Here is a 14,312-nt window from a genome sequence, read left to right on the forward strand (position 1 = left end):
TGGTCCGGGCTATTGAGCTAAGGGGCGGGCTCGTGGCGTAAGTGTGGAAGGGGTTGTATGGCGGTCAGCCAGCTTGCCCGCGTTGTGGGCGAGGAGGCTTCCTTAGAGAAGCTTCTAGAGCGCATTGCCGATCGAAGTGCGCGCGTCGGGGTCATTGGCCTCGGATACGTCGGGTTACCACTCGCGGTCGAGTTCGCACAGCAGTTCGGCGTGGTCGGATTCGACACGGATCCCCGCAAGGTCGAGAAGCTCGAGCGCGGCGAGTCCTATATCATGGACGTCGAATCCGAAGACCTCGAACACGTCGTAAAAACCGGCTCGTTCAGCGGAACTACCGATTTCAACCGGCTGGTCGACTGCGACGCGATCGTGATCTGCGTCCCGACGCCGCTCGAGAAAAGCAAGAGCCCCGATCTCTCCTACGTGGAAGGCGTCGCGCATATCGTCGCTAAGCTGCTGCGGCCCGGTCAACTGGTCGTGCTCGAGTCGACGACGTATCCCGGCACGACCGACGAGCTGCTCCTGCCGCTCTTTCAAAAAGGCGGACTCGAGCTCGACAAAGACTTCCTCCTCGCGTTTTCGCCCGAGCGCATCGATCCGGGCAACAAAAACTTCAAGCTCATCGAGATTCCAAAAGTCGTCGGCGGCTGCTCGAAAGCGTCGACCGAGGCGGCGGCTACGCTCTACGGCTCGATCATGCGGCGCGTGCATCCGGTTTCCACGGCACGCGCCGCCGAAGCCGCGAAGCTGCTCGAAAACACGTTCCGCCTGGTGAACATCGGTCTCGCCAACGAAATGGCGCTGCTGTGCCATCAGCTCGGCATGGATGCGAACGAAGTGATCGAGGCGGCTGCAACCAAGCCGTTCGGGTTCATGCCGTTCTATCCGGGTCCGGGCGTCGGCGGCCACTGCATCCCGCTCGATCCGTTGTACTTATCGTGGAAGGCCAAGCAGCAAGGGTTCATCTCGCACTTCATCGCGCTGGCCGACGAAGTCAACTCCGCGATGCCGGCGCACATCGTGCAGCTCATATCGCACGCGCTCAACGACCGCAGCAAATCGCTGCGCGGCTCGCGCATCCTGCTCGTGGGGGTTGCGTACAAAGAGAATATCAACGACACGCGTCAAACGCCGGCCATTCCGATCATCGATCGGCTGCGCTCGCAAGGCGCGAACGTCGCCTACCACGATCCGCTCGTTGCGCACTTGGACATCGACTTGAGCGAATGGCCGGAGTGGCGGCCGCGCCGCGTTTTCAACGTCGTGCAGCGACGGCGACGCGCCGACAACGGCCAAGAGCGGCGCCAGGAGCGCGGCGATGGTCAGCCTCGCGCCGTTCACGTCGATCGCCGCGCGGCCGGTTCCGAAGTCACCCGCCGCCGTCACGACGGCTTGCGCAGCGCCGAGCTAACCGATGAGGAGATCGCGCGCGCGGACTGCGTCGTCATCATCACCGCGCATTCCGGCGTGGACTACGACCGCATCGCGAGAGTCGGCGACATCATCATCGATACGCGCAACGCGCTCGACGACGACCAGCGGCGCAACGCTCCCGGACTCGTGGTGCGGCTATGAAGAAGCGTTTTCTGATCACCGGCGGCACCGGCTTCATTGGGTCGCATCTTACCGATGCGCTGCTCGCGAAAGGGCACTCCGTTATCGCGCTGGATAATCTGGAGACCGGAAGCCGCGACAACGTCGAGAGCGCGCTGTCCAACCGTAACTTCGACCTCGTCGTCGGCGACATTTGCGATGCGCCGCTGGTCGACAAGCTGGCTCGCAAGAGCGATGTCGTCGTGCACATGGCCGCGCGCATCGGTCTCAAGCTCGTCATCGAAAGCCCCTTGCGCACGGTCGACGTCAACGTTCGAGGAACCGAGGCGGTGATGGGCGCGGCGACGCGCTACCGCTGCCGCACGATCGTCGCATCGACGTCCGAGGTGTACGGTTTGGCGACCAAGATTCCATCGGCCGAGGAGGATCCGATCACGTTCGGCTCCCCGACGAAAGGCCGCTGGGCGTACGCGTGCAGCAAGGCCGTCGACGAGTTTCTGGCGCTCGCGCTCGCCCGCGAGCGCGGGCTTCCCAGCACCGTCGTGCGGCTCTTCAACACGGTAGGCCCGCGCCAAAGCGCGCGCTACGGAATGGTGTTGCCGCGTTTCGTACGCCAGGCGCTAGCGAACGAACCGCTGACGGTCTACGGCGACGGCACGCAGACTCGCAGCTTCTGCTACGTGGGCGACGTCGTCGGCGCGCTGCTGGACATTCTCGACTGCGAAGCGACCGTCGGCGAGATCTACAACCTCGGTAACCCGCAAGAAGTGCGCATCCTGGATTTAGCGCAGGAGGTCATCCGCCAAACCGGATCGACGTCGACGGTGCGGTTCGTTCCGTTCGACGAAGCTTACGCTGCGGGCTTCGAAGAGATCCACCGCCGCGTTCCGGACATTACGAAGCTGCACGAAACGGTTGGCTTCGTGCCGCGCGTGTCTTTGAGCGAGATCATCGCTGCGGTTATTGAAAGCGCCCGTAAGCGCGAGCACGTCGCGTGAGGGCGGAGGCAGCGACCGTAGCGCTGGGGGTACTCTTAGCCCTTGGAACGGCGGCAGCCGCGCGCGCCGACCAGGCGCTGGCGGCGCCGCCGGCGCCCGTCGCGCAGGCCACTCCGACGGCCGGACAGGTGTGGCCGACGCAGCCGCAGCCGTTTGATACCGTCGATCTGGAAGCCGGGGGGTCGAACGATTGGCTCAACGCGGGCCGCGGCATGTGGCACGGCAGCTACGCCAACGCCGCGTTTGCTTCGACGTCGGGTTTCAAGGCGTACGGCGGCTATCTCGACGGCGTTCGCTTCGGACTCGATGACAAGTATTATTACGCCGGAGTGTACGTTCCGACAAAAGTTCCACACGGAACGCTCAACGTCGAGTACGGCTTCAGTCCGCAGCACAATAACCTTCCGTCGTCGCAGGTGACGGCCGGATACGACCTGCGGCTCAACGGCGGTTTCGGCATTCAAGCCGGATATAGCAATCGCTCCTACACCGCCATCGACGCGTCGATTTGGAATGGCGGCTTCGATAAGTACATCGGCAACGATCGGTTTGCTTACAACGCGACGCTGGCCTCATTATCGGGGACACCCGGCGTCGGCTTTTCGCAGACCGTATCGTGGTCGAAGATCCTTCCTAGCGACACGGTGACCGCGGCGGTCAACGTCGGCCGAGATATCGAGAACACCGGCTTCAACCACGTCGCCTTTTATTCGTCGGCCGTACTCGTGCTCGACGACGTGCACTGGATCGACCCGCATACGGCGATTCACGCGGACGTCAACTATAACTCCTTAGCCGGCGCATACCAGCGCTACGAGGTGTTGCTTGGTCTACGCGTCCGGCTTTAACGTCTTCCTCCGTGCGATGGAGATCGCGGTGGTGTTTTTCGCCGGGGTCTGCGTGCTGCTCGGCGTCGTTCTCGTGGTCTTGCGACGTCGCAATGCAGCTATTTCGCGTCACCGCATCGAGTTGCAGCAGCGTTGGCAGAAGACGTTCCGTACCACGTTCACGACGCCCCTGACCGAGTTTCCGCCCATTCTCAAGAAGGACCGTTACGACGTCTTGCTCGTTTTCAATCAAGTGCGCCAGCTGCGGCAGTCCGACCGAGAGACCGATCGCGATGGCCGCACCGCGTACGGTCCGACGCTCAACGACATGGCGCGCAAGATCGGCTTGGACGCGTTTGCGGTCACCCTGCTCGATCGTAAAGACGACGCGGATAAGATCGCGGCGCTCAACCTTCTGGGCTGGATGGGTGATGCGCGGCTGGTTCCCATTATTCGCAATCTTATGAAGACGGCGCGCGCTAGTCTCTCGCGTGCCGCGGCAGAAGCGCTGTTGCGGCTCGATTCCACCTCGGTGGAGGACGTCGTAGTTCAAGTGCGCGATCGGTTCGGTTACGTGCGCGCGCGTGTCGAGCTGATGCTGCGCGAGGTCGGAACCGCACGGCTCGATCCGGCGATGAAGCGCGTCGTTACGCTCTCCGACGACCGCGGAAAGATGCGGCTGCTGGATTACCTCGGCTGCGCGTCGCCTAGTGCCGCCCGAGAAATTTGCCGCGCCGTCGTCACGACGTCGAGCAACGGCGAACTGGTGGCGGCGGCGCTCAAGACGCTGGCCACGGTCGCGCAGGCCGAGGACGCCGATCTGGGACGCCGCTTTGCCGAAGATGAACGACCGTTCTTGCGTTTGGCCGCGCTGCGCGTGCTCAAAGAGACGGCGACGCCGCAAGATCTGCCGCTGCTCGAAAAGATGACCAGCGATTCGAGCTGGTGGGTCCGTCAGCGTGCGGCCGAGACGCTCGTTTCCATCGATACGGGTAACGAGATCGCCGCGCGCGTTCTCGAAGCGCACGAAGATCCGTACGCCAAAGCTGCCGTCACCGCGGCGCTCGCCGGCCAGCGTGCGAGCAGCGCAATCCGTTCTAGCGATCGCCGTGCCGAAAGGAGTCGTCGATGAGCACTGGCTTGCATTATCCTTGGGATCTCGTCGTGCTCGTCATCGAGGTCTGCCTTTTTGCCTATTTCCTCTTCGTCAACGGTTACTACGTCTTCACCGCGGTTCTCGCGCTCCTGAACTTGCCGCTGTTTATGCGGTTGCATCGCGTCGATCCGCTCCGGCGGTCGTACTCTTCGCTCGATACGCCGGTTTCGATGATCGTTCCGGCGCATAACGAAGAGGAAGTCATCGTCAAAACGGTGCGGTCGCTGCTCGCGATGGAGTATCCGACGTTCGAAATCATCGTGGTCAACGATGGCTCCGAGGACCGTACGCTCGAGAAGCTCGGCCAAGAGTTTTCGCTCGAACCCTACCCCGAAGCGTACCGCGTCTCGATTCCGACTGAGGAAGTGCGAGAAATTTATCGCTCTGCCCAGTATCCCGAGCTCATCGTCATCGACAAAGTCAACGGCGGTAAAGCCGACGCGCTCAACGCCGGGCTCAACATCGCTCGCTATCCGCTGGTGCTCTCGGGTGACGCGGACTCGTACTACCATCCGGCGACCTTGCAGTGGATGACCGAGCCATTCCAAAAGGACGGTCGCACGATGGTGGTGGGCGGCGCGATTGCCGTCGGCAACGACTGCATTCCCGAGTCGTTCGGCGATCCGTTTAAGCCGTCACTGCCGAAGAAAATGCTGCCGCGCTTCCAGGCGCTCGAGTATCTGCGCGCGTTTCTCTCGAACCGGCTTGGCTGGGCGCCGCTCAACGCCCTAGGTATAGTATCGGGCGCGTGCGGTCTTTGGCGAAAGGATCTGCTCGTCGAGGCGGGCGGGTACCGGCGCGACACGGTCTGGGAAGACATGGAGATGACCCTGCGCGCTCACCACATGATGCGGCGCAAGGGGCGCGTGTACCGCGTTGCCTTCACGCCTTATCCCGTCTGCTGGACGATGGTGCCGAACTCGCTGTCGCAGCTCTATACTCAGCGGGTCTTGTGGCACCGGCACTTGAGCGAGTGCATGGCCATACACCGGCGGTTGCTCTTCGGCGGCGGCGCGCTGGGCTGGATGACCCTGCCGTACCTCGTATTCTTCGAGTGGCTTGCGCCTCTGGTCGTCGCTTTCGGTATCTGCTTCGGCATTGCCGGTATCGTTTTCGGCTTCTTGGATTGGTACTCGCAGCTCATTTTGCTTGGTCTCGTGTTGACGCTGGCGATTCTGATTTCGTTCGTCGCCATTCTGCTCGACGAGATCTCGTTTACCGCCTATCGCCTTCGCGACATCTGGAATCTCTTTTTAGCCGCGTTTCTTGAGAACTTTGGGTACCGCCAGTTCGTCACGTTTGCGAGCTTGATGGGCTTCATCAACTGGGCAATGCGAACGCCGCACCGCGGTCGGCGGCCACCCGGGATGTTCGTCAAACCGTATCCAAAGACGTAGCGTTGCGTAAGATTCTGGCCCTATGGCTCGCCGTGAGTTCGGCGGGGTGTTCCGCTGCGGTCAGCGGCGCCGGCGTGTCGCCGGCGGCGGCCGTGCCCTACGCGTCGCTGCCTTCGCCGGGCAAGTACATCAAGCACGTCGTGATCGTCATCCAAGAAAACCGGACGTTCGAAAACATCTTCGCGGGCTACCCGGGCGCGAACGCTCCGATGTTAGGCCGTACGTCGAACGGCAAGCGGGTCGCGCTCCATCAGATCACTTTTCACGCCTACGATTTCTCGCACAGCTGGCGCACGGCACTGTTGGATTACGACCATGGGCGGATGGATGGATTCAACCTCAATCTGTCGATTCCGAAATCGGGGCCGCTCGCGCCGTACGCGTATCTCGATCGGACCGAAGTTGCGCCGTATTGGACGATGGCCCAGCAGTACGTGCTCGCCGACGCGATGTTTCCGACGCAGTTCGGACCGAGCTTCACCGCGCATCTCGATCTGATCGCCGCCACCGCGAAGCTCGCGCCGAACCTCGCCGAGGTCAACTCGCCGACGTCAGGCTCGTCGTGGGGCTGCGACGCACCGGCCGGCACGACGACGGCGACCGTGAGCGCGAGACGGCAGGTATCGACCAACGGTCCGTTCCCGTGCTTCAACCAGTTCGCGTCGATGGCGAACACGCTCGACCAGACGTATACGTCCTGGAAGTTTTACGCTCCCCGACTGCGATCCAACGGCGGCATCTGGTCGACGTTCTCGTCGATTCGCCGCGTGCGTTACGGAAGGGATTGGAAACGCGTCATCACGCCGCAAACGAAGGTGCTCGCCGACGCAAAGGCCGGAAAGCTTGCGTCGGTGACGTGGGTTGTCCCCGACGCGAAGGATTCAGATCATCCGGCGGTGGCCAGCGATAAAGGGCCGTCGTGGGTCGCGAGCGTCGTTAACGCGGTCGGCGAAGGACCGGACTGGAAGACGTCGGCGATCGTAATCGTGTGGGACGACTGGGGAGGCTGGTACGACAACGCCAAGCCGCCGCAGCTCGACTATCTCGGATTGGGCATCCGCGTGCCGTGTCTCATCATTTCGCCGTACGTCCACGCCGGGTACGTGTCGCACACGCAGTACGAGTTCGGCAGCATCCTCCGATTCGTGGAAGACACCTTCGGTCTGCCGGCATTGGGGCCACCGTCGATGTACACGGACCGGCGCGGGAACAGCATCGTCGACGCCTTCGACTTCACGCAGAAGCCGCGCGCCTTTACGCCGATTCCCGCGCCGTATCCGCCGGACTACTTCCTGACGCGTCCGCCATCGGGCTTAGCTCCCGACAACGACTGATTTCGCCTACTTCTTTGCGGACCAGGCGATACAGTAGCCCTTGGGGCTGATATCGCCTTGCACGATCTTGCACGTTCCGTTTGCCGTCGCGGTCTTACCCGCGATAAAGAACGTGCAGTTCGAACATTGATCGCTGCCCTTAGGCGTGGTCTGATATTTGAACTGCGCTTTGGTGCCGTGAGGGGCCTGGGCCGAAGCAACGGTTCCAAGAACTCCGGCGAGAGCCGGTAAGATGACTGAAGCGCGAACGAAGGCGGCGCGCGAGAGCTTGTCTTGATCCTTCATATCGATCATCTTAACCCTTAGGCTTGGTTTCAGGCAATCCTAACCTCGCACGGACCCTCGGCCCGGACGCATCGGGTACGTCTTTCGTTGACTACAGTGCGAGGTGAAAAACGCAATATGAATATTTCTCTACTACGAAGGGCGATCGGCGGGTTGCTTGCGACGACGCTCGCGCTGGGCGCCACGCTGGCCGCGATGCAGCCGGCCGCGGCGCAGTACGCCGTGCCGGGAGCGCCGGGCGTGGCCGATGTCAGCGTCGCGCAAGGCGACGTCGTCATCGTCCGCGGCGACAGCGGCGCTCAAGTCGGTGCGGCAATCAATACGCCGATGCTGCCCGGCGATTACATTAGCACGGCGGACGGATCGAAAGCCGAAGTACAGTTCGACGGCATTTCGATGATTCGGCTCGCCCAAGACACGCAAGTGCGCATCGTGAACTTGGATCCGGGTTCGCGCGAAGTGCAGCTCGCTTCGGGTACCGCAGAGCTCGCGGTGTTGCAGAATAACGACGGCGGATCGCAGATCGACACCCCGTCGGTAACGGTCCGCCCGGCTCGAGCCGGCGATTATCGCGTGTCGGTCTTGTCCAACGGCGAGACGCTCGTGACGGTGCGCAGCGGTCGGGCAAACGTTTCCAGCGGAAACGGCTCGGAAAATCTTACGGCGGGCTCGACGCTGGTTGCCTACGGGTCGTATAACAACGCTGCGGTCTCGAGGCAGGCAGCGATTGCCTACGACGCTTTCGACAACTTCAACGAACGTCGCGATCAAAACGTGGTCGCTTCGTACAACTCCAATCCTTACTTGGCTCCCGCGTTAGCCGGCTATTCCGACTTTTCGAACTACGGCCAGTGGTACAACGTACCGGGCTACGGCCAATCGTGGGCACCGTCTAATCAGGCCAACAACTGGTCGCCGTACTCGAACGGTCAGTGGGTCTGGGAACCCGGCTACGGCTACACCTGGGTCGGCAATGAGTCGTGGGGCTACGTTCCGTATCACTACGGCAACTGGTACTACGCACAAAACTACAACCAATGGATGTGGCAGCCGCCGTCCTATCAATACCAGAATCCCAACGCGCTGTCATCGGCTTGGCTGCCGGCAATGGTTGCGTTCTTCCTTACCGGCGGTAACGGAAACGCCGCACTGGTAACAGGTTTGAACTCGGCTTACGGCTATGGCAACATCGGTTGGGTACCGCTCGCTCCCGGCGAGCAATACGTTCCGTGGTACGCGGGCTTCGGTGCCAACGCGGCCTTCCCGCAGACGGCGCTTAGCCGGGTGAACGTGACGAACGTCTACAACGTCTATCGCAACATGCGATATGTCAAAGTCGTGCGCGTGATTCCGGTCAACCGGTTCCGCGACGGCGACTTTACGCATGCCGTCCTCGTACCGGCGCGCGACGTCGGCCAACTCACGCTCGTCCGCGGTGCGATTCCGATCGTGCCCACCAAGGCGGTATTGGGCGTACGGCGTGCGCCGGCGACGGTTCGGCTGTCGACGCGCTTCGAGCAGCCCGCGTTTGCCGAGAAGGCGCCGGAAATCGTCCGCACGGCGTCGTTCGAACGCCAAGCGGCCGCGGTAGAGACCGCCGTTGCCGCAAAACCGCGCGAAATCGAAGCGCCCGTACGCACGACGCCGGTAACGCACCCGGTCTATCAGGCTCCGGCCCGGACCGAGACGTTCAAAGCGCCCGTCCCCGCGCCGAAGACTGCGACCAAGCCGGTTGAGAAGCAGCAGTTCGCGCCCCCGGAACAACGCCACGCAGCACCCGAACGGACGATGGCGCCGCAACGGAGCATGGCTCCGGAACGCACCGTTGCTCCGCAGCAGTTCGTGCCGCCTGAGCAGCGGGCGCCACAGCGCGCCGAGCCGCAGCGCACGATCGAGCCGCAACGCACGATCGAGCCGCAACGGTTCACGCCGCAGCCGCAGCGCGCAGTTCCGCCTCCGCATCCGGCACCCCAAGCACGTCCGGCAACGGCGCCCCCGCAGCAACAGCAGCGGCCGGCGGCGACTCCGGAGCGCCATACGAAGGCAACGGCCAGCCCGGCGCCTCCGCTCTAATCGCTCCTTAATCGGACTACAATGCGGGTCCATGGGCACAACTCCAATAATTAGCTTGGGGGGAGGTCCACGGACCCGTGCTATTTCGACCCATCGCATTCGCGGCCGCGTCGGTTCTCCTGACGATGGCCGTCGCTCGAGCCGACGCTCCGCAGGGTATCCCGCCGGGCGTTGCACGCATTAGTGTCCTTGCCAGCGGCACCGTCCTGCTGACGCGTTCGGGCAAAACCAAAACCCCAGTGACCGGCAGCGTCAACATGCCGGTTTTCGCGGGGGATTACGTAAGCACGACCGACGCCGACACCCTGGCCGAACTGCAGCTCGACGGTTACACGGCGCTGCGTCTCTCCGGCGGCGTTCAATTGCGTGTGGCGGCCAACGACGCCAAGACGCGCGAGATCGATCTAGCGCAGGGTCTCGTCGAGCTCGCCGTGCTGCATCCCGACGGCGGCGTAAGCGAGGTCGTCACGCCTAACGTCGTCGTTCGCGCGTTGAAGCCGGGCGATTACCGGATATGGGTTTCGACCGACGGACAAACGTCGGTCACGTCGCGTCGCGGAGATGCCGACCTCGTGACGCCGCACGGCACGTTCGACGTTGCCGACGGGAAGACGATTCTCGTGCGCGGCGACGCCGATTCGCCGTCGCTGGACTCAGTCGACAAAGTTGCAAACGACGCGTTCGACGATTTCAATCACAACCGCGATCGCGCGCTCTTCGCCGCGATCAACGAGAACACGAGCGTGCCGTCCGATATCGCCTCGTACGACGACCTCGACAAGTACGGTCGCTGGGCCGACGTCGCGCCATACGGTCAATCGTGGATTCCCAATCAGAGCAGCGATTGGGCGCCGTATCGTGACGGCACGTGGGTATGGGGTGCGTCGTACGGATGGACGTGGGTCGGAAACGAGCCGTGGGGATGGCTGCCCTATCATTACGGCAGCTGGTTTTATGCAAGCGGCTACGGTTGGTGCTGGTATCCGCCCTCGCTGAGCATCGCGCCGGTCTGGGTTCCCGCCTTCGTCGCGTTCTTCGATTACGGTAGCGGCCCGTACGGTTTCGGCTGGGTTCCCCTGGCGCCGTACGAATCGTTCTATCCTTGGTACCCGTGGTATTGGGGCTGGTACAATCCGTGGCCGCGTTGGCAGCGCAGCTTTCCACCGCCCCCTCCGCCGCCTCCGTCGCATCAACATCATGGGCCGATTCGCATGCATCCCATCGCGACGAAGTATCGCAATGCCGCCTTCGGTGGGGCTTCGACGTTCGACGCGCGCAAAGTGCACGACGGCATGAGGCCGGCGCCGATTCGTTTCGATCCTGGACGCTTCGCAACCGTTACGATCCGCCACGACTCACAACCGGTCGCGTTGCCGATCGCTCGGCCGCCGATAGAAACGGTGCATGCGGCCCCGTTGTCGCACCGCTTCACCGACGTTGAACGCACGTCGCAAACGACGACGCCGCTGTCGCACCACGAGATGCCGGTCGCGCCGGAACCCGGCGCGTGGCACGAGTACGATGCCGGGCGCGGCAACGTGTCCGCGCCGTCGCTGCCGCACCTGCCCCAGAGCCTAACGCCCACGCATCCCCTCGATCAAGCGCCAATCGAACGCGCGCCGTCTGCGCCGGTCCACGAAACCGGCGGCAGCGGGTCGCACGGCGCAACCGGCGGAAGCGGCAAAGGGAGCGGCGGCAACACCGGCGGCTCTCACCCGCCAGCATAGGGGGACTTGGCGGCTTGGAGAAGTGCGCGGACATGAAAACCGCACGCTACTTCACGCGCATGGTTGCGCTCGCGTTGTTCGCCGGAATGCCGGCCATCGTCGCCGCACAAGCGCCGGCGCCGTTGAAAACCCACTCGCCGCACGTCAATATTCCGCATCCGATCAAGATCAACGGCTGCAATCCGCAGCACAATAACTATATGGCGACCGGTTACGCGCCGGCGTACTACCCGGTCGGCGTCGGACCATACTGGGGATGGCCGGCCGCCTATCCGGGCTACACGTATTATCAATATCCGGTGCGAGGCAATCCGACCCTGAGCATCGACTACGTTAACGAAACGACCGTCCCGATGAAAGACATCGAGTTCGGTCTGATCGCGCACGGCAATCTGGTCGCCGAAGTGCGCGACGTCGGCACGTTTTCACCGGGCGCCGAAATCAAGCACGAGTTCGGCCTCAACCCGAACGTGTTTCCATTGAGAACCTCAATGACGGAATGCGTGCCGCTGCGCATTACTTTCACCGACGGAACGAAGTGGAAGAATCCGGCGATGCCGCATCTGAATAAGGGAATCTACGGTAAGCACTACTAATCCGGACTCATCGCGGGGTCGCGTAAGCGACCCCGCACGACTTCTATGCGTTATGCTCTAACGGCCCTTATAATGGGCGTTGCGTTTCTCTTTCCGGCAGTCGCGCAACGCGTGAAGGAACGCGTACGCGATGCGATCAGCGAGCCGTTCTTTCTCGACGCACAGGAACTGCCGATGTCGGTCAGCGTCGGCGTCGGTTACTTTCCGGATCCCAATGCAACGCGCGAAGCGCTTTTCGCCGCCGACGCAAACATGTACCGCGCCAAACAAGGCATCAGGAGAGCTATCCTATTGTTAGGGTGACAATGTGGAACTACTCGTCGATGGCGACGTTGTTGCCTTGATCGTCGAAGACGAAGCGCGTGTCGAACGAGACGATGTCGCCCGTCGCGGCATCGCGGACGCGCGAGTGAATGACCAGCCGGTGCAGCGCGATGCCTTGGCGTTTGACGACGCCGCCGTACATGAACTGCACCAGGGGCGTCTTGCCGTCGAGTGGCGCCAATCGCCGGCGCTCGACGAGCATGGCGAGCAGCTGATCCTGTAAGCGCTTGGGCAGCAGCCGGTCGACGTCGTCGGCCTGCAGCCGCACCAGTTCGAGCTCTTTTTGCGCGACGTTCTCGACGACGACCGCTTCGTTGTTACAGAAGCGAACGACCGCATCCCAATCGTCGGCGCTAATGCCGGTAAACGTGTAACCGTAACGCCAGGCGGTTTTGCCCGCAAGCGTTCCCTGACTCTGCCACACGCGCTTGGCGCGGATCAGCACCGGGCGGGCATCGAGCATCACGCGGAAGTTCGCCTCGGTCCCCGCCTCGCCGGGCGACACGACGCCTAGCCCGCTGCCCGAGATGTCCATGCAGACGACCGTGGCCCAGTTATTGCCCTGCGCCATCCACGCCTTAAACGGGCCCGTCCGGCGCGGGTATTTGCGCCGGTTCTGAGGGCTGCCGGTGAAAAACGTGATGAGGTCGTTAATCATTCCTGAATGTGTTTTCGGCCTGCCTGCTGGAAAACCGCTAGGTCTTTTAAGCGGGGGCGGGCCGCCCGGGTCGCCGAAAGCGGAAAAGCCTTTGTAAAGGGGGGCCCAATGGCTCAGGATCTATCCGCCGTTGCTGCGGGCGAAAACGTCTGGGAGATGGCGCGGCAGCAACTCGATGAAGTGGCGCTGCTGATCGGCCTCAACGAGTCGATCCACGGTTACTTGCGTCAACCCAAGCGCGTGCTCGAGGTTTCGGTTCCGGTGCGGATGGACGACGGATCGTTCCGCATGTTCACCGGATACCGCGTGCAGCACAACATGGCGCGCGGGCCGGGTAAAGGCGGCATCCGCTACCACCCCGACGTAACGCTCGACGAAGTCAAAGCGCTGGCCATGTGGATGACGTGGAAGTGCGCGCTGGTCAACATTCCGTTCGGCGGCGCAAAGGGCGGCGTGATTTGCGATCCCAAGCACATGTCGATGCAAGAGCTCGAGAACCTCACGAGGCGCTTCACCAGCGAGATCTCCATCATCATAGGCCCCGAAAAAGACATTCCGGCGCCCGACGTCTACACCACGCCGCAAATCATGGCGTGGATCATGGACACGTTTTCGATGCAGCACGGGTACTCGATCGCCGGCGTGGTCACGGGAAAGCCGATCTCGATCGGCGGATCGCTGGGGCGCGACAAGGCGACTGCGCGCGGTTGCCTCTACGTCGTCGACGAAGCGATGAACGCGCTTGGGAAAAAGCCGGAAGGCGCGACGGTCGCGATTCAGGGGTTCGGAAACGCGGGCATGTATGCGGCGCAGCTCATGGCGGCGCGCGGTTATAAGATCGTCGCCGTCTCAGATTCGCAAGGCGGTGTCGCCAATGATGACGGACTCGACGCGCGCGGCTTGAGCGCGCACAAGCAAGAGACCGGCTCGGTGGTCGGCTTCAAAGGCGGAAAGCGCATCGACAATCGCGAGGTGCTCGAATACGAGTGCGACGTGCTCGTTCCGGCGGCGCTGGAAAAAGTCATTACGGGCGAGAATGCGCAACGCATTAAAGCCAAGATCGTCGCCGAGGCGGCCAACGGTCCGACGGTTCCCGAAGCCGACGACATTCTGTTCCAGCGCGGCGTCATGGTGCTGCCCGACATCTTGGCTAACGCCGGCGGCGTTACGGTGTCGTACTTCGAGTGGGTCCAAGACCTGCAAGCCAACTTCTGGGAGGAAGACGAGATCAACGAGCGGCTCAAGCGCAAGATGGTGCGGGCCTTCCGCGAGGCCTACGAGCAGGCGCAGCGGCACAAGGTGTCGATGCGAAAAGGGGCCTATTGCGTGGCGGTGGACCGCGTCGCGGAGGCTACGAAACTGCGCGGCCTCTATCCGTAGTTA

At 62.7% G+C, this 14,312-nt stretch carries 13 protein-coding genes; 11 read left to right on the forward strand and 2 right to left on the reverse strand.

Annotated elements, in window-relative coordinates; all coding sequences use genetic code 11:
• The first annotated feature begins 57 nt into the window (after positions 1-57).
• Genes VGG89_16505 through VGG89_16530 form a run of 6 tightly spaced genes read left to right on the forward strand, consistent with a single transcriptional unit; the run spans position 58 to position 7,266 of the window.
• Positions 58-1,575 carry a nucleotide sugar dehydrogenase gene (locus VGG89_16505; GenBank protein ID HEY1978155.1) on the forward strand — a complete coding sequence of 506 codons (1,518 nt, stop codon included), beginning with the start codon at positions 58-60 and terminating at the stop codon, positions 1,573-1,575.
• A complete protein-coding gene (locus VGG89_16510) occupies positions 1,572-2,552 on the forward strand; it encodes a GDP-mannose 4,6-dehydratase (GenBank protein HEY1978156.1) in 981 nt (326 codons plus the stop codon). The genes VGG89_16505 and VGG89_16510 overlap by 4 nt, the downstream gene beginning before the upstream one ends.
• Positions 2,549-3,400 carry a YaiO family outer membrane beta-barrel protein gene (locus VGG89_16515; GenBank protein HEY1978157.1) on the forward strand — a complete coding sequence of 284 codons (852 nt, stop codon included), beginning with the start codon at positions 2,549-2,551 and terminating at the stop codon, positions 3,398-3,400. The genes VGG89_16510 and VGG89_16515 overlap by 4 nt, the downstream gene beginning before the upstream one ends.
• Entirely contained in the window at positions 3,378-4,511 is a 1,134-nt protein-coding gene (locus VGG89_16520) for a HEAT repeat domain-containing protein (protein HEY1978158.1), read from the forward strand. Before VGG89_16515 ends, VGG89_16520 begins: the two co-directional genes overlap by 23 nt.
• Positions 4,508-5,932, forward strand: a complete 1,425-nt coding sequence (locus VGG89_16525; protein HEY1978159.1) for a glycosyltransferase — start codon at positions 4,508-4,510, stop codon at positions 5,930-5,932. The genes VGG89_16520 and VGG89_16525 overlap by 4 nt, the downstream gene beginning before the upstream one ends.
• 2 nt (positions 5,933-5,934) lie before the next feature.
• Positions 5,935-7,266: an alkaline phosphatase family protein gene (locus tag VGG89_16530; protein HEY1978160.1), complete on the forward strand. Its 1,332-nt coding sequence runs from the start codon at positions 5,935-5,937 to the stop codon at positions 7,264-7,266.
• A gap of 6 nt (positions 7,267-7,272) precedes the next feature.
• Here the strand turns inward: VGG89_16530 and VGG89_16535 are convergent, their stop codons facing one another.
• Positions 7,273-7,560 (reverse strand): high-potential iron-sulfur protein, encoded by a 288-nt coding sequence (locus VGG89_16535; protein HEY1978161.1) that lies wholly within the window; start codon positions 7,558-7,560, stop codon positions 7,273-7,275.
• 108 nt (positions 7,561-7,668) lie between these two features.
• On the opposite strand from VGG89_16535, the gene VGG89_16540 reads away from it, so the two are divergent.
• The 4 genes from VGG89_16540 (at position 7,669) to VGG89_16555 (ending at position 12,250) form a co-directional block, all read left to right on the forward strand.
• The gene (locus VGG89_16540) at positions 7,669-9,624 is read left to right on the forward strand and encodes a DUF6600 domain-containing protein (protein HEY1978162.1); all 1,956 of its coding nucleotides are present in this window, start codon (positions 7,669-7,671) and stop codon (positions 9,622-9,624) included.
• 77 nt (positions 9,625-9,701) lie between these two features.
• Positions 9,702-11,351 carry a DUF6600 domain-containing protein gene (locus VGG89_16545; GenBank protein HEY1978163.1) on the forward strand — a complete coding sequence of 550 codons (1,650 nt, stop codon included), beginning with the start codon at positions 9,702-9,704 and terminating at the stop codon, positions 11,349-11,351.
• A 32-nt stretch (positions 11,352-11,383) separates the two neighbouring features.
• Positions 11,384-11,947 (forward strand): hypothetical protein, encoded by a 564-nt coding sequence (locus tag VGG89_16550; GenBank protein HEY1978164.1) that lies wholly within the window; start codon positions 11,384-11,386, stop codon positions 11,945-11,947.
• 72 nt (positions 11,948-12,019) lie between these two features.
• The gene (locus VGG89_16555) at positions 12,020-12,250 is read left to right on the forward strand and encodes a diguanylate cyclase (GenBank protein HEY1978165.1); all 231 of its coding nucleotides are present in this window, start codon (positions 12,020-12,022) and stop codon (positions 12,248-12,250) included.
• Between the two features lie 10 nt (positions 12,251-12,260).
• Here VGG89_16555 and VGG89_16560 read toward each other — a convergent pair whose 3' ends face one another.
• Entirely contained in the window at positions 12,261-12,929 is a 669-nt protein-coding gene (locus VGG89_16560) for a PilZ domain-containing protein (GenBank protein ID HEY1978166.1), read from the reverse strand.
• Positions 12,930-13,037: 108 nt separating this feature from the next.
• Between VGG89_16560 and VGG89_16565 the strand changes: the two genes are divergently transcribed.
• A complete protein-coding gene (locus VGG89_16565; GenBank protein HEY1978167.1) occupies positions 13,038-14,309 on the forward strand; it encodes a Glu/Leu/Phe/Val dehydrogenase in 1,272 nt (423 codons plus the stop codon).
• Positions 14,310-14,312 lie beyond the last annotated feature (3 nt).

This window comes from Candidatus Baltobacteraceae bacterium, from assembly GCA_036488875.1.
Classification (GTDB): Bacteria; Vulcanimicrobiota; Vulcanimicrobiia; order Vulcanimicrobiales; family Vulcanimicrobiaceae; genus JAFAHZ01.

Bases quoted from the DNA above. Each gene is read 5' to 3' on its own strand.
- VGG89_16525 (HEY1978159.1), top strand. From the start codon at position 4,508: ATGAGCACTGGCTTGCATTATCCTTGGGATCTCGTCGTGCTCGTCATC.
- VGG89_16540 (HEY1978162.1), top strand. From the start codon at position 7,669: ATGAATATTTCTCTACTACGAAGGGCGATCGGCGGGTTGCTTGCGACG.
- VGG89_16510 (HEY1978156.1), top strand. From the start codon at position 1,572: ATGAAGAAGCGTTTTCTGATCACCGGCGGCACCGGCTTCATTGGGTCG.
- VGG89_16560 (HEY1978166.1), bottom strand. From the start codon at position 12,929: ATGATTAACGACCTCATCACGTTTTTCACCGGCAGCCCTCAGAACCGG.
- VGG89_16505 (HEY1978155.1), top strand. From the start codon at position 58: ATGGCGGTCAGCCAGCTTGCCCGCGTTGTGGGCGAGGAGGCTTCCTTA.
- VGG89_16550 (HEY1978164.1), top strand. From the start codon at position 11,384: ATGAAAACCGCACGCTACTTCACGCGCATGGTTGCGCTCGCGTTGTTC.
- VGG89_16555 (HEY1978165.1), top strand. From the start codon at position 12,020: ATGGGCGTTGCGTTTCTCTTTCCGGCAGTCGCGCAACGCGTGAAGGAA.
- VGG89_16565 (HEY1978167.1), top strand. From the start codon at position 13,038: ATGGCTCAGGATCTATCCGCCGTTGCTGCGGGCGAAAACGTCTGGGAG.
- VGG89_16535 (HEY1978161.1), bottom strand. From the start codon at position 7,560: ATGATCGATATGAAGGATCAAGACAAGCTCTCGCGCGCCGCCTTCGTT.